The organism is Roseateles sp. PN1, assembly GCF_038419725.1.
Taxonomy (GTDB): Bacteria; Pseudomonadota; Gammaproteobacteria; order Burkholderiales; family Burkholderiaceae_C; genus Paucibacter_A.
Genome location: NZ_JBCARA010000004.1, coordinates 249,390 through 269,311, shown reverse-complemented (window position 1 = coordinate 269,311; position 19,922 = coordinate 249,390). Strand labels below are relative to the sequence as shown.

At 66.1% G+C, this 19,922-nt stretch carries 16 protein-coding genes; all 16 read left to right on the top strand.

The window, feature by feature from the left end:
- Positions 1–290 precede the first annotated feature (290 nt).
- Entirely contained in the window at positions 291–992 is a 702-nt protein-coding gene (locus tag AABB87_RS08410) for a sensor histidine kinase (protein ID WP_341970815.1), read from the top strand.
- A complete protein-coding gene (locus AABB87_RS08405; protein WP_341970814.1) occupies positions 989–1,675 on the top strand; it encodes a response regulator transcription factor in 687 nt (228 codons plus the stop codon). The genes AABB87_RS08410 and AABB87_RS08405 overlap by 4 nt, the downstream gene beginning before the upstream one ends.
- Positions 1,676–1,795: 120 nt before the next feature.
- Positions 1,796–2,365: a DUF4255 domain-containing protein gene (locus AABB87_RS08400; RefSeq protein ID WP_058719368.1), complete on the top strand. Its 570-nt coding sequence runs from the start codon at positions 1,796–1,798 to the stop codon at positions 2,363–2,365.
- Entirely contained in the window at positions 2,362–3,081 is a 720-nt protein-coding gene (locus tag AABB87_RS08395; protein ID WP_341970813.1) for a hypothetical protein, read from the top strand. The genes AABB87_RS08400 and AABB87_RS08395 overlap by 4 nt, the downstream gene beginning before the upstream one ends.
- A 33-nt stretch (positions 3,082–3,114) precedes the next feature.
- Entirely contained in the window at positions 3,115–5,058 is a 1,944-nt protein-coding gene (locus AABB87_RS08390) for a phage tail sheath C-terminal domain-containing protein (protein ID WP_341970812.1), read from the top strand.
- Between the two features lie 122 nt (positions 5,059–5,180).
- Positions 5,181–5,639: a phage tail protein gene (locus AABB87_RS08385; protein WP_058719365.1), complete on the top strand. Its 459-nt coding sequence runs from the start codon at positions 5,181–5,183 to the stop codon at positions 5,637–5,639.
- Positions 5,640–5,646: 7 nt separating this feature from the next.
- Positions 5,647–6,147: a phage tail protein gene (locus AABB87_RS08380; RefSeq protein WP_341970811.1), complete on the top strand. Its 501-nt coding sequence runs from the start codon at positions 5,647–5,649 to the stop codon at positions 6,145–6,147.
- 42 nt (positions 6,148–6,189) lie between these two features.
- On the top strand, positions 6,190–6,393 hold the full coding sequence (locus AABB87_RS08375; RefSeq protein ID WP_341970810.1) for a DUF5908 family protein: 204 nt from the start codon (positions 6,190–6,192) through the stop codon (positions 6,391–6,393).
- Positions 6,394–6,397: 4 nt separating this feature from the next.
- Positions 6,398–7,105, top strand: coding sequence for a CIS tube protein (locus AABB87_RS08370; RefSeq protein ID WP_341970809.1), 708 nt, complete (start codon positions 6,398–6,400; stop codon positions 7,103–7,105).
- A gap of 21 nt (positions 7,106–7,126) precedes the next feature.
- Positions 7,127–8,917, top strand: a complete 1,791-nt coding sequence (gene vgrG / locus AABB87_RS08365; protein ID WP_341970808.1) for a type VI secretion system tip protein VgrG — start codon at positions 7,127–7,129, stop codon at positions 8,915–8,917.
- 24 nt (positions 8,918–8,941) lie between these two features.
- Positions 8,942–9,241, top strand: coding sequence for a PAAR domain-containing protein (locus tag AABB87_RS08360; RefSeq protein WP_295076437.1), 300 nt, complete (start codon positions 8,942–8,944; stop codon positions 9,239–9,241).
- 2 nt (positions 9,242–9,243) lie between these two features.
- A complete protein-coding gene (locus tag AABB87_RS08355; RefSeq protein ID WP_341970807.1) occupies positions 9,244–9,651 on the top strand; it encodes a GPW/gp25 family protein in 408 nt (135 codons plus the stop codon).
- Positions 9,652–9,669: 18 nt separating this feature from the next.
- Positions 9,670–13,695 (top strand): hypothetical protein, encoded by a 4,026-nt coding sequence (locus AABB87_RS08350; RefSeq protein WP_341970806.1) that lies wholly within the window; start codon positions 9,670–9,672, stop codon positions 13,693–13,695.
- Positions 13,692–14,555: a hypothetical protein gene (locus tag AABB87_RS08345; protein WP_341970805.1), complete on the top strand. Its 864-nt coding sequence runs from the start codon at positions 13,692–13,694 to the stop codon at positions 14,553–14,555. Before AABB87_RS08350 ends, AABB87_RS08345 begins: the two co-directional genes overlap by 4 nt.
- Positions 14,552–17,266 (top strand): hypothetical protein, encoded by a 2,715-nt coding sequence (locus AABB87_RS08340; RefSeq protein WP_341970804.1) that lies wholly within the window; start codon positions 14,552–14,554, stop codon positions 17,264–17,266. Before AABB87_RS08345 ends, AABB87_RS08340 begins: the two co-directional genes overlap by 4 nt.
- Positions 17,263–19,920: a contractile injection system tape measure protein gene (locus tag AABB87_RS08335; protein WP_341970803.1), complete on the top strand. Its 2,658-nt coding sequence runs from the start codon at positions 17,263–17,265 to the stop codon at positions 19,918–19,920. The genes AABB87_RS08340 and AABB87_RS08335 overlap by 4 nt, the downstream gene beginning before the upstream one ends.
- Positions 19,921–19,922: the final 2 nt, after the last annotated feature.

Here is a 19,922-nt window from a genome sequence, read left to right as displayed (position 1 = left end):
GGATAGAGCGGGCAAGAACTGACCCCGCGAGGCCCTTCGAAGCGCCCGGCAGCGTGGCCGTGGAGCATGCCGTCGGGAGCCACGGCCGCCGAAGTCCCCAGGAAACACGCCAGTTCTCACAGCGCGCACCAGGCTAACCCAGCAGTTTGATGGCAACGCGAAAACCCATCTGCTGCAAACTTTGACAGCTTGACGGGCTAAGGCAAAGGCTTTTACGCTCGCCGCTCTAGCGCTGATGATGCGCTCAGGGGGCGGGGGACTCGATGACAGCTGCATTGCCAAATGCGCAGATGATCAGCGCCAACAGCTCGGGGGCCGCCTTGCTCATGGCGCCTGAGCACGTCCCCCAACTGGCACAAACCTTACACGGTGAACTGGCCCAGCTACTCAGCTTGGCCCTGATTCGGCTACGACTGCTGCGTGAGCAAGCGCCCAACTTCCGCACCGCCAGCGGCGGCCTCGACCAAGTGCAGCATCTGGTCCAACAAGCCCTGCAAACCACACGCAGCCTGCTACAGCGCCTGGAGGACTTGCCCGCACAAGAGCTGCCCCCGGTAGACGACTTGGCGCGTGAGCTTCAGCTCAGCGTGGCGCGGCTCAGCCAGGGCTGCGGCCAGGCCATCCGCTTGACGATTGCCACGCCCCTGGCCCGGCTGCCGCGAGAGGTCAGTCTGGCGCTGCTGGAGGTCGGCCAAGAACTGCTGCTCAACGCCTGCAAGCATGGACACCCCGGTAGCGTCGCGGTCAGCTTGATCGGCCATGGTCCGGGCTTAAGCCTGATGGTCAGCAGCCAGGGTCGGCGCGCCGAGCCTGAGCCGAATGGCTCAGAGTGGCCGCTCGCCAGCGCCCATCGGCCCATGGGCTTGAGCCTGGCGCAAGCGCGTTTGGCAAGCATTGGCGCGCGCCTGCGCTGGCGGCAGGCTGCGGACGGCAGCGTGCAAGCACGCGTCAGCTGGGCGCCTGCGGCTCTGCCAGCGGGCACGCCGCCATGAAGATCCGCGTCATCGTCGCGGACGATCATCACATCGTTCGCGAAGGTCTGATCTCGCTGCTGGAGCGTGAGTCCGATCTCGAGGTGGTGGCCCAGGCGCGCGACGGCATGGAGTTGCTGCGCCTGGCCCGCGAACTCGAACCCGATGTGCTGCTGATCGACATTGCCATGCCCTGCATGAACGGCATCGAGGCGATGCGCCGCATCCGCCAGGAGCAATTGCCTTGCAAGATGCTGTGCCTATCGGTGCACTCACAAATCTCCCAAGTCCGCGCCGCGCTGGACGCAGGGGCCAACGGTTATGTGCTGAAGGAAAACTCCTTCGACGAGCTGGCCCGTGGCATCCGCCGCGTCATGGCGCAGCAGCTTTTCTTGAGTGGCGAGTTGCTGGATGCGGTGCTCAAAAGCCTGCAACAGCCACAGACCCCCGATGATTCGTTGCAGCGCAGCAGCTGCGGCATGCTGACGCCACGCGAGCGCGAGATGGTGCAGCTGCTGTCCGAGGGCTATTCGGCCCAGGAGATCGCCCTGCACCTGCACCTCAGCGCCAAGACGGTGGCCACCCATCGCGAGCATGTCTTCGCCAAGCTCAAAATCCAGGGCATTGCCGAGCTGACGCGCTTTGCGCTGCGTGAAGGCTTGTCCAGCCTGGAAGCGGTGCGGCCGCGCTCGCGCCCGAACTGAGCCGCTACTGAGCCAGCGCCGAGTTCAATTCAGGGTTTACGCGATCAGCAATTTGCTGATGCAAATTCAGCCTGCAGCCGATGGCGGGCGGGACGCACAAGGCCTAGGCTAGTGCCCATCATGATCGATGCCGCACTCGGCCAAATGGCCGGCCAACTCAATCAGCATCTGCGCCTGCGCTACCAGGTGCCGGATGATCTGGCCGTGCTGTCGAATCTGCATGAGCAAAGCGGCGCCTTGGTGCCGCAAGTCGCCAACAAGCTGGTGCTGTTTCTGGCCGGTGTGGAGCGCGACACCATGGCCCACCGCGTTGGGCAGTCGGTCAGCATCAATAGCCAGTTACGGGGTGCCGACCCGGTGTATCTGAATCTGCTGGTGATGTGCGCCGCCAATTTCAGCGGCAACAACTACCCCGAGGCGCTCAAGTTCTTGTCCAGCGCGATCAGCTTTTTTCAGGGCAAACCGGTGATCGACCACCAGAACACGCCCGAGCTGGATGAAAGGCTGGAGCGCCTGGTGCTCAATATCGAAAACCTCAGCAGCTCCGAGATGCACAGCTTGTGGGGCATTCACAGCGGCCGCTATCTGCCTTCGGTGCTGTACCGGGTTCGCATGGTCAGCATGGATTCGCAGCAGATTGAACTGCGCGAAACGCCTATCCACCAAACCCAGACCCGGGGCCTGTCATGAGCGATCTCATCCGCGATCGCATGCTCAGCTACCAGGTGCTGGCCCAGGCGCAAGTGGCCCATCAATACTTCCCCGCCGGCCAGACCCGCGACCTCGAGTTCCGTCCCTGCGAATGCGCCCAGGCCCTGATCACCCGCCACCAGCTGGTGCTGCGCAGCAATGCTCAGTCACTCACGCTGCTGGCCCCCAGCACTAGTTTGCAGGCCATCTGGCAGGAGCGCCCCGCGCATGATTTGTGCTGGACCCTGGCCTCGCGCGACCGCCACTTTTCCAACTACAGCGAAGCCCTGCCCTTGCTGCAACTGCGATTGCCGCTGGTCAAGCCTGGCATCCAAGACTTCGAAGCCTGGCTGCAAAGCCTGGCCGACAACCGCCAGCAAGTCACCATCAAGGCCAGGCGCAGCATCTGGAAGTTCTTGCTCGTGGGCGATTGGAGTGACCACCGGCTGCAGTTGCTGGACGCCGATCAGCGCGTGCGCTTCGAGGCCGGCGCGCCCGAGCGCCTGCCTGATGGCCGACAGGCCCAAGTCTTTCGCTCGCGCAAGCGCTTGCTGATGTGTGAACGCCCGAGCCTGCGGCTCGAGCTACACGATGTCGGCGTGGACCCACCGCGCCGCTTGCTGGCACGCCTGCCCGGTGCCAGCCCACGCACCCTGAGCTATGAGTTCAACCGAGGCCACCGCTGGCCAGTCAGTGAAATCTTTGTACAGCGCTAAACAGTCGCCCGCCCACCGAACCAGGAGATCAAGATGGCTGCAATGAAGACGCCTGGCGTCTATATCGTCGAGAAGAATGCCTTTCCCAACTCCGTGGTCGAAGTGGCCACGGCCGTGCCGGCCTTCATCGGCTACACGGAAAAGGCCGATAACCACAACACGCCCCTGAGCATGAAGCCCTGGCGCATCAGCTCCATGGGCGAGTACGCCCAGTATTTCGGTGGCTCTCCCAAGCCGCTGTTTGAGGTCAAGGCCGTCGCCGCCGGCGAGGACAGCCACTTCAGCGCCGAGACCAGGGCTGACGACCCCAAAAGCGCCGCCGGCTACATGCTCAGCAAGGTCAAGGGCAGCAAGGGCGGGGACTACGGTCTCTACAACGCCCTGCGACACTTCTTCCAGAACAATGGCGGCGCCTGCTACATCGTCTCGGTCGGCAACTACACGCAAGAGCTTGATGCCGATGCCTTCACCGCCGGCATCGACGAGTTGCTCAAGGAGCAAGAGCCCACCATGCTGGTGATCCCCGAGGCGGTGCGCTTCGACCGTGACACCTGCACCGCCATCCAGCAAGCCATGCTCTCGCATTGCGGCGACCGCATGCGCAACCGGGTTGCCATTCTGGATGTCTGGGGCGGTGACAAGGCCCGCAACAGCCCGGAACCCGACGGCGACCCGGTGGCCAAATTCCGCAACAGCTTGGGCATCAACTTCCTCAACTTCGCCTCGGCCTACTACCCCTGGCTCAATACCGGTGTGGTGGGCGAGAAGGAACTCAGCTTTGAGAACATCGCCAACAGCAGCGCCGCCACCGTCAAGCAACTGCTACGCGCCGAGCTGAAACTGCCCGACGCCCGCCCGGACGCCAGCAAGCCGCAGCAGCGCTCGCTGTTTGACGCCATCGAAGGCATCACCGCCGATTTGGCCAAAACCGAACGCGCCGCCCTGCGCTACAAGGCCATCATCGAAAAAGCCAAGGCCGCACAAAAATCGCTGGACGAAGCCAAGGCGGCCCAGGCCGCACTGGCCGCTAAGACCGAACCCGCCCCCACGGCTGAGGAGACGAGTGCCGCCGACACCGCCGTCACCGAGGCCCAAGCCGCCCTCACCGCCGCCGGTGATCCCGAGGCCGCCAAGCTGGCCCTGAGCACGGTGGAGAACACCTTGCAAGACCCGGACCGCCAGGCCGCCATCGACAAGGCCAAAGCCGGCGGCGGCGACGCTGCCGCCCAAGACGCCGCCGCCAAGGCCTGGGACGAGGCCGAAGCCCTGCTGCCCTGTCCCTTGACGACGGCCGAGCTGGCCGCCGCGGTGGAATCGCGCCACGCCCTGCTGAACAAGACTCTGGCCAATGCCAGCGGCGTGTTCAACACCATCCTCACCGAGATCCGCCGCCAGCTCAACATCCTCGCCCCCAGCGCCGCCATGGCCGGGGTCTACACCATGGTGGATAACACCCGCGGTGTGTGGAAGGCACCGGCCAATGTCAGCCTGAACGGCGTGATCTCGCCCACGGTCAGCATCTCGGCGGTGGACCAGGAGGACCTCAACGTCACCGCCCAGGGCAAGTCCATCAATGCCATCCGCAGCTTCATCGGCGAAGGCGTGCTGGTCTGGGGCGGCCGCACCCTGGACGGCAATAGCCTGGACTGGCGCTACATCAATGTGCGCCGCACCATGATCATGTTGGAAGAGTCTTGCCGGCTTGCCGCCAAGGCCATGGTGTTCGAGCCCAATGTGGCCAATACCTGGGTCACCATCAAGAGCATGATCACCAACTTCTTGACCAGCATCTGGAAGCGCGGCGGCTTGATGGGTGCCGTGCCGGAAGACGCCTTCAGCGTGCACGTCGGTCTAGGCGAGACCATGACGCCCGACGATGTGCTGGAAGGCATTTTGCGGGTGACCGTGCTGGTGGCCATGGTGCGACCGGCCGAGTTCATCGAGATCACATTCCAGCAGCAGATGCCCAAGTCCTAAGACCCTGCACGGGCGCATGCGAGCTCATCCAAGGTTTGGCCGCCCGACCTGAGCGCGGCTGAGCAAGACGAGCCGCATAAGCCCCACAGAACAGCATTCAAGAAAACTTCGCGGAGCAAATCATGGCTGATGACGGAAGCAAGCAATCCACCAATGTCTGGCCCCTGCCCAAGTTCTACTTCCAGGTGAAGTGGGATTCAGCGGTGATGTCGTTTGAGGAGGTGTCCGGCCTGGACGCCGAAGCCCAGCCCATCGAATACCGGCATGGCGACAGCCCGGTGTTCTCGGCCATCAAGATGCCGGGGCTGAAGAAGTTCGGCAATGTCACGATGAAGAAGGGCGTGTTCAAGTCCGACAACAAATTCTGGGACTGGTTCAACTCCATCAAGATGAACACCATCAAGCGCGTGCCGGTGACCATCAGCCTGCTCGACGAAGCCGGCGCCCCCACCATGGTCTGGACCCTCAACAATGCCTGGCCCACCAAGGTCACCGGCACCGACTTGAAGGCCGAGGGCAATGAGGTGGCGGTCGAATCCATCGAGATCGCCCATGAAGGCCTGACCATCGCCAACGGCTGAGCCGCGCATGGCCACCAAGCCGTCCGCCGCCAAAGGCAGCGGTCCTGCCGCCTCGCTGCAGGACCTGCCGGTTGCCTTCGCCTTCAAGGTCGAGTTCTTCGGCCTGCCCGAGGCAGGCTCGGCCGTGCAGTCTTCCTTTCAAGAGGTGTCGGGCCTGGAACAAAGCCTGGAGACGGAAGACGTGGCCGAAGGGGGCGAGAACCGCTTCATCCATCAGCTGCCCACCGCCCCCAAAGCGCGCCGCCTCAAGCTCAAGCGTGGCCTGATCGACCGCCAGTCCCCCTTCGTCAAATGGTGCCGCAAGGTGCTCGAAGGCGGTTTGAACGAGCCGATCAAGCTGGCCAGCGTGAAGGTGCAATTGATCAACGCCGCCGGCGACCCGCTGCTGGTGTGGTGGTGCCGCAATGCCTACCCGGTGCGCTGGGACATCGACCCCTTCAACTCGACCAGCAATGAGGCCGCCATCGAGCAGATCGAACTGGCCTACCAGTACTGCAGCTCGACCTAAACCGCGTCACCGCGCAAGAGAAACCTTAGCAATTTCAAAGCCATGCCCATCGAAGTCCGCCAACTGCTGCTCAAGGCTCGCGTTGAAGCCCCGCAAGACTCGGGGGATGAGGCTGCGCCCAAGTCAGGCAGCTGCGCCGGGCAGGACACGCAAGGCTGCGACGAACGCGAACAACTCAAGCAAGAAATCCTGGCCGAATGCCGGCGCTGGCTGAGCAGCCATTTGCAAGAGCTGCGGGAGCGTTGAGCCCATGGCCGCCACCGCCCTGCCCGCCTCGGGAGCCAAGCAACCCCTGTCCATCACGCGGTGTTCGGTGGGCAAGGACGGCAAGGTCTATGTCGAAGACAAGAAGTTTTACAAGCTGGTGATCAACCCGGCCGAATTCACCCACCAGCGCAGCATTTGCTACAACACCACGCGCACGCCGGGCCAGGTGGGCAACCCCGGCCGCTTCAATGCGGTCAACCCCGACACCATCAGCTTCCAAGTGGTTTTCGACGGCACCGGCGTGGTGCCGCATCCGCAAGGCAGCGATGTGCCCAAAGATGTGGCCGGGCAGATCGAGGCCATGTCCCGCATCATCTACAACTACAACGGCGAGTTCCACGAACCCAACCATGTGCAGCTGCTCTGGGGCACGCTGATTTTCTACGGTCGCCTGCAGTCCATCAGCACCCAGTACACCTTGTTCAGCCCCGGCGGCGCGCCGCTGCGGGCCAGAGCGCAGCTGGCTTTTCTGGGCTTTGTCTCGGCAGCCGAAGGGCAGCTGCGCGCCAACCGCTCCAGCCCCGACCTCAGCCACGCGGTGGAAGTGGTGGAAGGCGATACGCTGCCCTTGCTGTGCCTGCGCATCTACGGCGACAGCCGCTACTACCCGGAAGTGGCCCGCTTCAACGGCCTGCGTGAGTTCCGCCGCATCGCCCCGGGCACCCGGCTGCACTTTCCGCCGCTGGCCTGAAGCAAAAGCCCGAGCCCCAGCATGAGCGCGCCCTCGCCCCTCCTCGATGCCGAAGGTCCTCTGCGCATCAGCGTCAGCTGCGCAGGAAAAGCGCAGCAAGACCTGGCCCTGATTTCTTTGAGCGTGCGCCATGCCCTCAATGCCCTGCCCTGGGCGCGCCTGGTGCTGGCCGACGGCGATATGGCCAAGAACGAAAGCCCGCTCAGCGATGGCGAGCTGTTCAAGCCGGGCACGGCCATCCAGATCAGCTGCGGCTATGGCGACCAGGAAGCCTCCATCTTCAGCGGCATCGTGGTGCGCCACGGCCTCAAGATCAGCAGCAGCAACGACTGCCGCCTGGTGGTTGAATGCCGCGACGCCGCTTGCAAGATGAGCCTGGACCGCCGCAGTGCCAACTATGTGGAGCAAAGCGACGCCGACATCTTGCAAAGCCTGATCAGCAATGCCGGCCTGCAAGCCGATGTCAGCAGCAGCGCGATCACCCACAAAGAGATCGTGCAATACCACTGCAGCGACTGGGACTTCATGCTGGCCCGCGCCGATGCCCTGGGTTGGCTGGTCAATGTGCAGGCCGGCAAGGTCAAGGTGGCGCCGCCCGACACCAGCAGCGCGCCGGTGATGTGCCTGACCTGGGGCCAAGACCTGATGGAGCTGGACGCCGACATCGACGCCCGCCGCCAATGGAGCGCCGTACAGTGCAGCGCCTGGGACCCCAAGGCGCAAGCCCTGGTGCAAAGCGATGATGCCAAGCCCCAAGCCCTCAATGCCCAGGGCGATCTGGACAGCAAGACCCTGGCCAAGGTGGCCTCCCCAGCCACGCTGGCGCTGCAGAGTTGCGCACCGCGTAGCCAGGACGAATTGAATGCCTGGAGCAAGGCGGTGCAGAGCAAGGCGGGTCTGGCCCGCATCTGCGGCCAGATGCGTTTTCAGGGCAGCGCCCTGGCCGTGCCAGGCAGCTTGATCACCCTGGCGGGCGTTGGCGCGCGCTTCAATGGCGATGTCTTCGTCAGCGCGGTGCAGCATGACTTGAGTGATGGCAACTGGATCAGCAGCGCCGAGTTCGGCCTGGCGCCCACCTGGCATGCCAGCCGCCCCGATGTGATGGACATGCCCAATGCCGGCCTGCTGCCCGGCGTCAGCGGCTTGCAAACCGGCGTGGTACTCAAGCTCGACGGCGACCCGGAAGGCGAGAACAAGATCCAGGTCAAGCTGCCCACCCTGCAAGCCAGCACCGAAGGCGTGTGGGCGCGGCTGCTGCAGTTCCATGCCTCCAGCGGCTTCGGCAGCTTTTTCTTGCCCGAGGTGGGCGACGAGGTGGTGCTGGCCCACTTCAACAATGACCCCAGCCACCCCGTGGTGCTGGGCAGCCTCTACAGCAGCAAGCACGCCCCGCCCTACGCCCTGGCCGCTGAGAACAATACCAAGGCCTTGGTGACCCGCTGCAAGCACAAGTTCGAATTCAATGAGGAAGACAAGATCATCACCCTCAGCACCCCGGGCGGCAACCAGATGGTGCTGGACGACAAGGACAAAAGCATTCTGCTCAAAGACCAGAACGGCAATACCGTCAAGCTCTCCAGCGCCGGCATCGCGCTCGACAGCCCCAAGGACATCACCCTCAAGGCCACGGGCAATATTCAGCTCACGGCCACCCAAGGCGTCAGCATCAAGGCGGACATGGACGTCAAGCTGGCCGGCATGAATATCAGCGCCGAAGCCCAGGTGGGCGCCACCCTCAAGGGCACGGCCACCGCCGAGCTATCGGCCAGCGGCCAGACCACCGTCAAGGGTGCCATGGTGATGATCAACTGACCCACGATGGAGCCAAGCCAAACCATGCCACCCGCCGCCCGCCTCACCGATATGCATGTCTGCCCCATGCAGACGCCTGGCCTGCCGCCGATTCCGCATGTCGGCGGGCCGGTCATCGGGCCCGGCGTGCCCACCGTGCTGATCGGCAAATTGCCGGCGGCAGTGGTCGGCGACAACGCGGTTTGCGTGGGCCCACCGGACAGCATCGTGATGGGTTCCACCACGGTCATGATCGGCTCCAAGCCGGCCGCCCGGGTCGGCGACCCCACGGCCCATGGCGGCAATGTGGCGCTGGGTTGCTTCACCGTCATGATTGGAGGTTAGTGATGTCGTTTCTAGGCCGCGGATGGAGCTTCCCGCCACGCTTTGACGCCAAGCGAGCGGTGCTGATGGTGGAAGACCTGGCAGACATTCAGGAAAGCCTGCGCATCCTGCTCGCCACCCGCTGCGGCGAGCGCGTCATGCAGCCCAGCTACGGCACCTATCTGCACCGCCTGGTGTTTGCCGAACTCAATGAGCAGACCCTCACCGAAGCCAAAGACATGCTGCAAAAAGCCGTGATGTTTTTCGAGCCCCGGGTCGAGCTGGAGCAGATCGACGCCCATATCTCCGAGCAGGACTGGGCCTGCCTGCAGCTGCAGCTGATCTACCGGGTGCGCAGCACCAACACCCGCCACAACCTGGTCTACCCGCTCTATCTGGACCAGGCCTCCAACCCGGTGCGGGCGGTCTAAGCCGCCAGCACGCACAGCATGCGCGCGGGCACCCAACAAGACGAGCGGCTCAGCCCCGCACTGCTGCCCGGCTATTTCCGCCCGGATGAGTGGCCGCTGGCGCTGCGCTTGCGACTGGCTTTGCTGCAGGCCGGGCAGCTCGCCTTTGCCGATGGCCGTGGCCATCTCGGCGGCAGCTGGGCCGAGGCGCTGGCGCAGGACAGCAGCTTCATCCTGGCCGAGATTGCCGCCTTTCAGATCGAGCGCCTGGAGGCCCGCGTGCTGGCCGACTTCGCCTGGATCGCACCGGCCCAGCAGTGGCAGCATTGCCTGAGCCTGATCCAGCAAATCAACCGTTGGTGCCACAGCCTGCAAACGCAAGCGCCCGAACTGGCGCTCAACCAGGCCATGCAGCTGCGCATCAGCGTGGACCTCGGGCCCTTGCTGGCCGCGGCCCTGGCGCACACCGAGTTGCAGCAAGCGCCTGGGGGCGAGGCCGAGTCCGCGCTGCTTGCGCTCCACCCCAGCTGGCAACGCAACTGGCCCGCCATCAGCAAGCCGCCGGCCAACGCTAGCAGCAGCGCCAGTTCAGCGCAGCGCGATCTGCGCCAGCTCTGGCTGGGCTTGTGCCGGGCGCTGCGCCAGTTCGCCCGCCTGGCCGAGGCCGCCCTGCCCGCCAGCTTGTGCAGCGGCCGACATGAGCCCGCCATGGGCTTGCTGCTGGCGCATCTGCAACTGATCCAACGCAGCCGCGCGCCGCTCAATCGCTTTGGAGAGCGGCTGACCGATTTCTACTACCGCGAGCGCCTGGGCTTTGCGCTGCGCCCGGCCGAGCCCGACCGGGTGCACCTGATCCTGAGCCGTGACCCGCGCTTCGCCAAGCCGGTGGAGATCACGCCGGACACGCTCTTCGTCGCCGCCAAGAACGCCGCCGGCCAGGCCCCGCTCTTCCGGGCCGAGCAAGCCCTGGAGTTGAGCAATCTGCAAGTGGCGCGCCTGCTGACGCTGCGGCTGGAGAGCAGCCCCATGATCTCGCCCGAGCTGGAGTTCGGCTACGCCACCCGCGCGGTGGCCACCGACATCCCACCGCCTAGCCCCAGTGATGCCGCGCAGCCGCGCGCGCCAAGCTGGCCGGTGCTGGGCGGCGCCAAGGGGCCGGGCGCGGCTGATGCCCGCCAAGGTTTGGCGATTGCTTCGCCCTTGCTGGCCCTGAGCGAAGGGCAGCGTGACATCGAAGTGCGCTTGCGCCTGCGCCACCCGGCGCAAAGCGAGGGCGGACTCGCCGCGCTGCTGGCGCGCTGCCATGCGTGCGAGCAAGCGCCCGAGCTATACCAAGCGCTGGGCCGCTTGCTGGCCGCCTGGCTATGCGACCCGGGCATGGCGCTGGCAGGCACGGACTTGAGCGAGCTGCAAGCGCATGTGCGCAAGGTCTTGGCGCAAAGTGCGCGCGCCGAGGTGGATGTGGACGATCCGCTTTCGCTGCTTTTCCCCTTGCGCACGCGCGGCGCCGGGGCGCCAGGGGATTCTGCTGAAACGCCATCTGGCGCTAGCGCGCTGGCGCCAGCACCGCAGCGCGAACTGATCTTTGAGCGTCTGCTGCGCGGCATGTGGCAAGCCCAGGTCAGCGTGCCCGAGGGCTGGCTGCGCATCGATGACGAGTTCTTCGTCGGCCTGCAGCCCGCCGAACACAAGAAGCCGGAGGGGGAAGCGAAAGCAAAGACGACAAGGCCCCAGCAGCCGCCAGGCGCGGGCCAAATCTGCTTCACCCTGAGCTTGCGCCCCGATCAGCCGCCGCTGTGCGCCTGCGTGCCCGAGCAGCATGGCGCCGGCTGGCCCACACTGCCGGTGCTGCAGCTGCGCTTGCAAAACCAGAGCCGCATGTTCGGCGCCAGCCTGATGCAGCAGTTGCAGCTGGACTTGGTGGACTTGCAGGTGCAGGCCAGCGAGCTGCGCAATTTGCAGCTGCACAACCAGCTCGGCCGGCTGGACCCCAGCAAACCCTTCCAACCCTTCGGGCCCTTGCCCAAGCACAGCGACTATCTGGTTTTCATCCACCGCGAACTGCTCAGCAAGCCCCTCGACAGCCTGACACTGAAACTGCACTGGAGCGGTCTGCCCAGCGTCGGCAATCGGCTGGATCTGGCCGCGCACTACCAAGGCTATCCCGAAGGGCCTTGGGATGCGGAGCGCTTCAAATGCCAGCTCAGCGTACTCTCAGGTGGGCGCTGGCGAGAGGCGCTGAGCCCGCCGCAATGTCTTTTTGGCCCGACGAGCAATGCAAGCCTGGCAGACAGTTCGGGCAACGCCGCCAACCTCGACTTTGCCGGCGCAGATCTCATGCTGGCCAAGGCCGATCTGCTGCGCCTGCATCGCCCGCATCCGCTGGCCGCGGGCCAGGAGTTCGTCTACAAGCTCTCCAGCCAGCAAGGCTTTTTCCGCCTGAGTCTGGCCGAGCCGCCGCAAGCCTTCGGGCACGCCCTTTACCCCCGCCTGCTGACCGAGGTGCTGAGCCAGAATGCCCGCGCCAAGCTGGGCCGCGGCCTGCAGCCGGCGGCCCTGCCGGCCGAGCCTTACACGCCTTGCCTGGACGGCTTCAGCCTGAGCTATCGCGCCTGCGAAACCATCAACCCCGCCGCGGCCAATAGCGAGCTGATCCACCTCACCCCCTTCGGCATGAGCCCGCTGCGCCTCGGACTAGGTGGAAGCAAGGGCGGCAGCCCGGTGCTGCAACGCTGGGCCCACGCCGGGCAGCTGTTGATCGGCCTGGCCGCGCCGGCACTGGAGGGCGCTGCGCCCGAAGCCAGCGGCGTGCTGAGCCTGCTGTTCCAGCTGCAAGCCACCGCCGCGCAAGACAGCCCCGGCGAGCTGGCCGCGCCGCGCCAATTCAGCTGGGCCGCCTGGTGCAGCGAAGGCTGGCGCGAGCTGGAGCCGCACCGGGTTTTGCTGGACAGCACGCTGGGCCTGCTGCGCACCGGCCTGGTGATGCTGGATCTGCCCAGCGGCCTGAGCCAAGGCTGCCCCGATCTGCCGCCCGGCTTGTTCTGGCTGCGCCTGGGGGCCGACAGCCAGCTGGACCGCCTGGCCCCGTTGCAAGGCCTGTGGGCCCAAGCCATCAGCGCCCGCCGTGTTGTGCCGACACGGGACGGCCTTGCTGCAGCTGCATCCGCAGACAAGCCAGCCAGCGCTGAAGACACCAGCCTGCCCCCCGGCAGCATCAAAGCCAGCCAAGCGCCACTGCCCGGCCTGCAAAGCATCCAGCAGCCACTGGCCTCTTTCGGCGCCCGCCCGGCGGAAGACCTCAGCCAGCTGCGTACCCGGGCCGCTGAACGCCTGCGCCACCGCGGCCGCGCCAGCACGCCTTGGGATGTCGAGCGCCTGGTGCTGCAAGCCTTTCCCGAGGTCTTCAAGCTGCGCTGCCAGCCCCAGGGCCAGGCCGGCGCAGGCGCGGAGGCAGCGGGCTGCATCGTCGTCACCGTGGTGCCCGCGGCCATCGTCAACCTTGGCAGCGCTGCCGAGGACGGCACCGAAGCGCGCCGCCTCGACGCCGCCACCCTCACCCGTATCCAGCAATTCCTGGCCCAGCGCTGCGCGCCCGGCGCGCGCATCATCGTGCGCAATGCCAGTTACGAACGCATCCAAGTACGTTGCGCCCTGCGCCTGAAACGCGGCGTGCAAGCCGGGGACCGCTTGCGGCAGCTGAATCAAATCTTGCGCGACTACCTTTCGCCCTGGCGGCCCAGCGGCATCACCGCCCGCTTCGACTGGAGCTTGCGCAGCGATGAGGTGGAAGCCCATCTGCGCGCACAAGACGCGGTCGACACGGTGGGCCAGGTCTCGCTGCTGCAAATCGTGCGTGACGACAACGGCCGCTACCAGTTGCGTGACACCGCCGCGCAAGCCGCGAACCAGGTCGTCAGGCCTTTCAGAGACTGCAGCCTGGCCCTGCCCACCCGAGGCCACCAGCTCGATCTTGAGCCCGAGCCCGGCCACCGCGGCCCGCAAGTCAGCGGCCTGGGCCGGCTCAGCCTGGGTGGCAGCTTCATCATCGGGAGGGCCGGTGCATGAAAGGCAAGAACCGCGAGACCCTGAAGAACTACTTCTCGGACGGCAAGCTGCCGACGCAGGAGCATTTCGCCGAGCTGATCGACTCGATGCTGAATATGAGCGACGAGGGCTTCAGCAAATCCGTCAAGAACGGCGATGAGATCTACGCGCCCTACGGCTACCACCACCTACAAAGCTTCTACCGCGAGCAAGACCCCGCCATGCCCCGCTGGCGCGTCAGCCTGAGCAAAGATGCCGACCAGTTGCTGCTGCACAGCGGCAATGAAGAGCAACCCCAGCTCTGCCTCAACCGCGAGCAAGGTGTTGGCATCGGCACCCTGCAGCCCCAGGCCGCCCTGGATGTGCAGGGCGCCGTGCGCAGCAGCGGGCGGGTCGGCAGTTACGCGGTCAAAACAGCGCTTGCCAATGGCAAATGGCAGCCTTTGACCGAAGAACTCGAAGGCTGCCAGGGCTTTGAAGTGGTGGCCGGCGCCGGCCTCTTGGGCAGTGGTCATTTCGGCCTGCTGCACGCCATCGCGCTGAACGCCTTCAACCCCGGTGGTGGCTGGTTTGGCGGCCGCTTTGACGAGTTTTTCGACTGGCTGCGCGGCCGCTTCCAATGCCGGCGCGGCATCCGCCAGACCCAGGCCTGGTGGGGCCGGCGCTGCGACCGGCTGGAAGTGCGCTGGAAAGGCACGAGTGGTGAGAATGCCCGCTACCGGCTGGAAATCCGCAGCGCCTGCAACTTCGGCAAGGGCCGCCAGATCAAAGTGCAGCTGACCCAGCTTTGGTTCGACCCGCTGATGGGCGGCAAAGCGCCCGACGCGCCTGCAGGGCAAGCAAGCGCGGCAGAAGCAGGCCAGCACGGAGCCACGCCATGACGCGCAGCCTCAGCAGTATCGCCAGGCTGGCGCCATGGTCACGCCAGACCGAAGCGCCGCTGGGCGAGCTGGCTGCCAATTTCGCCTCGACCCCAAGCCCCGCCGACACCACTGACCCCAGCGCGCTGAGCTTCGATGGGCTGCGCCAGCAAGCCATTGCCCATGCGCAGGCCGCCAGCGGCGAGCTGTGGACCGATTACAACCTTCACGATCCCGGCGTTAGCCTGCTGGAAGTGATGTGCTATGCGCTGACCGAAGACATCTACAGCAATGAGCGCAGTGTGCCCGAACTGCTGGGCTTGGATCAGGCCGCCAGCGCCCAAGACTGGCAAGACTACGCCCTGCACCCGGCGCCTGCCGTGCTGCATTGCCGCCCCTGCAGCGAAGACGACTACCAGCGCAGCCTGCATGAGATGTTGCCCGGCGCCCGCCAGCTCAATATCCGCGCCCTGCGTGACGCCAGCGGCACCGGCCTGGGCCTGTGGCGCTTGAGCTTGCTGGGCAGCGCGGCGCCCAAACCTTCAAGCCCAGGCGCAGCCATGCCCACTGCGCCCGACCAAGCCCATGCCCAAGCCAGAAGCCTGGCGCGCGCCTATTGGTCGCAACGCAATCTGGGCGAAGATCTGCAAGGCATGCCGCAAGCCCTGCGCCCGCGCTGGCTGGAAATCGACCTGCAGATCCAGGTGCAAGGCAGCCGCGACCTGCTGGATCTGCTGGGCGAAGCCATGCTGCGCTGCGACGACCTCATCGCCGCCCGCCCGCAGCGCCAAGCTGTCAACGCAAGCAAGGGCTTGCGGGATCCCGATGACGAGGGCGGCCCACCGCAAAGCCTGGGTCGCATCGACGATGCCACGCTGCAGCAAGGCCGCGCCCCTCAGCTCTACCTCAGCGATCTGGCACGCCGGCTCAGCGCCCTGGAAGGCGTGGCGGGCCTGCCCCGCCTGAGCCTGCGGGTGGACGGCGCTACGGTGACAGACGCCATGCTGGACTGGCGCGGCAGCGACTGGGCCCTGGCCCTGCGCTGGCCCAGCAGCCCGGCCGATCTGCAAGGCTGGCGCGTCTATCGCCAAGGCAGCGCATCCAGCGCAGGCAGTCCCGGCAGCGATCAGTCCTATTTGCGCGAAGAGAACCGCGTCCAAATCCCGGTCGACGCCTTGCTGCGGCATCTGCGCGATGTGCAAACGGCGCGCCGGCCGCTGCAAGCGCTGCAGCCGCTGGCTGCGCAGATAGCCGGGCCTAGCGCGACGCCCCCATCGGCATTGCGCGCGCAAGCCCATGCCAGCTACTACCCGGCCAGCCAGCAGCTGCCCTATATCTACCAACAGCAAGGCCCGGGCCGGCTGCAGTGGACGGGTTATCTGGCCTTGCTGGAGCAATGGCTGGCGCAGGCCAAAGCGCAGGCCGAGCACCTGCCGCAGCTCTACGCCATCAGCGCCGCGACCGACAAGGAGAAGTCGGCCAAGCACGGCGGACACAGCCACATGAGCGGGGCGCAGCCCAGCTACTGGTGGGCGCTGCTGCGCGATGCAGAGTTGCCGGGCATGGATTCGCTCTACCTCGACTCGCCCGAGGCGCTGGAAGCGCAGCTCAGCGCGGCGGCTGACGACAAACATGAGCGCCAGATGCGGGTACTGAATCATCTGCTGGCCCTGCACGGCGAGGCCCTGGATTTCAGCGAGTTGCAAGGCCTGCCCTGCTACTTCGGCCCCGAGGCCTGGGCCGCCCATCTGCTGAGCCGCAAGCAAGAGATGGCCGCCCATGTGCTGCGCTTCACTGCCAGCCGGCATGCGGCCTTCGACTATAGCCGCCGCTCCATCGCCCAGGGCACTGACAGCAACACCAGCAGCAATACCAGTGTCTTGCAGCAACGCCTGAGCCTGCAGCTGGCCTTCGCCCACAGCCACAGCCGCCCTTTGTGCGGCGCGCTGGCGCCGCTGGAGGCCCTGGGCCTGGATTTCAATGAGGCCGCCGCCACCCTCACCCTCAAGCTAAACCGTCAGCGCCCCACGGCCAGCAGCACGCGCAGTCATCACGGCCCCCAGTTGCGCGCGCAAGATCTGCGCCTGAGCCAAGCGCCCGACTGGCCCGCCCTGATTCAGCACATCCCGGCCTTGCGTGGCCCCCAGTTGCCCGCCGTCTTGCGCGCCGCCGTGTGGCCCGAACACTTTGAGTTTGCGAGCACGGACCAGGGTGCTATCAGCCTGCTGCTGCAATTGCCCGATGAACAGCTGACGCTGGCCCAGGCCAAGGACCTGGCAGCCGCGCAGGACCTGGCCCTGCAACTACATTCCGCCGACTGCCAGCTGCAGCGGGACTGCGAGGGCCTGCATCTGGTCGAGCATGTGCTTTTGCGCCCCGAGCAAGACGCTGAGCTCGACAAGCTGCCACCCTTCTTCAGCCACCAAATCAGCCTGGTCTTCCCGGCCTGGACGGCGCGCTGCGCCGATGCACGCTTCCGCGCCCTGGCTCGCCAACTGGCGATGCAAGCCGCCCCTGCGCATTTGCATTGCCGCCTGCTGTGGCTGAGCCTGGCGCAGATGAAGCAGTTCGAGCGCCTCTACCAAACCTGGCTGATCGCCAAGATCGACCACTGCCAGGCGGCGCTGGCCAGCAGCGAAGACCCTGCCAGGCAAGCCACCGCCAGCGTCCGCCTGAATCAACGCGCCCAAGCATTGGCGGAGTTCCTGCAAACTTGCGAGGCGGCGCCATGAGGGCATCCACGCATCGCATCGAAACCCTGTGCTGGGAGGCTGACTTTGCCAGTGCCCGCTCGGCCTGGGCCGAGCAAGATCGCCTGGCCCGCTTCCTCAAGACCGACGCATTGGCGCAAATCAGCCACGCCTTCGACCGCTGCCTGGGCCAACACGGCCAGCCGGGCCAGGTCTGGCACATCGACAAGCTGGCACTCGATCTCGGCACCCTGCGCTTGCAAGACGAAGAATCGCAATGGGCCCAGCAGTTGCAGCAGGCCCTGGACTTGGCGCTGGACCGCTGCCGCCTGGCAGAGCCGGGCCAGGCTGGGCTCAGCACCCACAGCGCGCCGGCCCATGAGTTGGCGCAGTTCCTGCATTTTGTTCAGCATGGCCATGCCCACTGGGCAATGAGCGGCCAGGCCGCGCGCAGCCTGAACGACACCGTCTTGCATCTGGTGCGCAGCCAAGGCCAGCAGTTCTGGACTGCCTTGCAGGCACTGCCTGAGGCCGCGGCGGTGCAGGCCCGGCTAGCCAGCATTGCGCCGCTGAGCGGCTTGCAAGCCCTGTTGGCACAGCGCGACCCGCAACTGGCCCATAGCTTGCTGCTGCTAGACCAACACTGGCTAGCGCCCTTGCATGCCAGCGGCAAGCTCAGCAGGGGCCAGCAGCGCCGCTTGCAACAAGCCAGCCGGGTAGCCGCCTTGCAAGCGCTGTGGGGCAGCAGCGGCGGCGGCCTCAAAGCCAGCCGCCGGCGCGCCTTGCTAGCAGCCTTGCGACAAGCGCAAGCCCAGGGGCTGGGTGATAGCGCGCCCGCCGGGCCAACAGCAGCAGCCGAGCCCGGTCGGGTCCGCCAGGACAGCGCGCGAATGGCCAGTTCGGCGCCAGATTCGGCCCTTGCCCTGCAGGATCAGCCGCTGGCCCGCTACCTCTTGCAAGGCCTGCAGCAAGGACCGGGCCGAGACAGCGACGGCCAAGCCCGCCCGCTTGCGCCCGACCCAAGCGCCGCACCGCCCCACACCTGGGACGCCGCCCTGGCACGGCTGCGCTTGGGCCTGTCACGCGCGCGCAGCCACCCGGCGGAGCAAGCGCGCATGCGCGGCCTGCTAATGCCCCTGCTGCGCATCCGCCCGCAGGCCTTGCGCCAGGCAATGCAAAGCTGGGCCCAGCAAAGACAGAGCCGCCGCCAATGGAGCCTGGCCCTGGACGCGCCGACGCTGTGGGAAGTGATGGCCTTGTTGGCCCAAGCCGACACAGGCCCAGCGCGCACAGCCAAGAGCATCAGCCCAGCCTCCGTCCCGCAGCCCGCGCCACCGCAATGGGCCGACTCCTTGCGCCAGACAGCCTTGCGCATGCTCAGTCAATGCCCCGCTGCCGGGCGCCCGGGCCTGAGCCAGTTGCAGGCCTTGCTGCTGGAAGCCAGCCTGGCCCATGTGGCCAGCGGCCGCCGTATGCCGGACTCGCACAGCGGCTGGCAAGCCCTGTGGCAATCCGCCTGGCAGGCCTGGCAAGGCGAGGACGCGCCGAGCCAGCCATCAGGCGCAGCGCCCACCGCAGTGCCAGTAACCGCGCAAGCCAGCGCAAACTCAGCCAAGGCTGCCGCCAGAAAGAACGCCACCGCGCCCCCGGTGCCTGCACCACCGCCCCAGTCCGCGGCACAAGGCAAGCGCCCGCGCAACAGCACCGACACCATCCTGCAAGACCTGGCCCAACGCCTGCAGCACCAGCGCTGGGGCTGGTGTGAACGCCTGCGCCTGGCACGGCTGCTGGAAACCCGGCCGGCCTGCGAGCGCTGGTTGCAGCTTTTTGACGAGCCACAACGCTGGCGCTTCCTACAAGCCCAGTTCGGCCCCGCGGCGCAAAGCCTGCGGCAACGCTCGACCCGCTTGCTGCAAGTACTCAGCCACAAGCTGCAAGCCCCCGTGCGCGCCCTGCAAAGCCATTGGCAAACACTCTGCAAGGCCTTGTTCATCGACGGTCTGGGCGCCGACCGGGCGATGCTGCGCAAACACCAGGCTTTGCTGCTGGCCGAAGCCGGGGCGGCTGGCACTGCGCCGCCACCCGCCAGCTCACCCACATTCGCGCCAAGCCGCCAGCGCCAAGACAAAGCCGGCGGCAATAGCCAGGAAAGCGAAGTCATCTGGGTGCGCGACGGGGGTCAGGTCTTGCTGGCCGTCTACGCCGAGCGCCTGTTCGGCCACTTGGGGCTGACGCAAGCCCGGCAATTCATCGACGAAGCCGCACGAGCACGAGCGGTACTTTGCCTGCAGGCCCTGGTGCATGGCCCGGGGCAGAGCGAGGAACCCGATTGGGTGCTGTCCAAACTGTTGTGCGGCGCGGCGCCGGGGAGCTTGTTGCCGCTGTGCGAACCCATCGATGCGGCGCAGGAAGAGCTGCTGAACGGTTTGCTGGGTTCGGTGATTGAGCATTGGAAGGCGCTGGGCAAGACCTCGGTGCAAGGCTTGCGTGACAGCTTTTTGCTGCGCGAAGCGCGGCTGCAAAGGCTCAAGCCCGCCGAAGGCGATGAAGCAAACCCCAGCCTTGGCGCGGGGCAAGCATGGCGGCTCAGCGTTGAGCCCCGTGCCTACGACATGCTGCTGGACCGCCTGCCCTGGAGTTTTTCCCTCATCAAGCTGCCCTGGATGGGCGGCGCCTTGCATGTGGACTGGCGCTGATG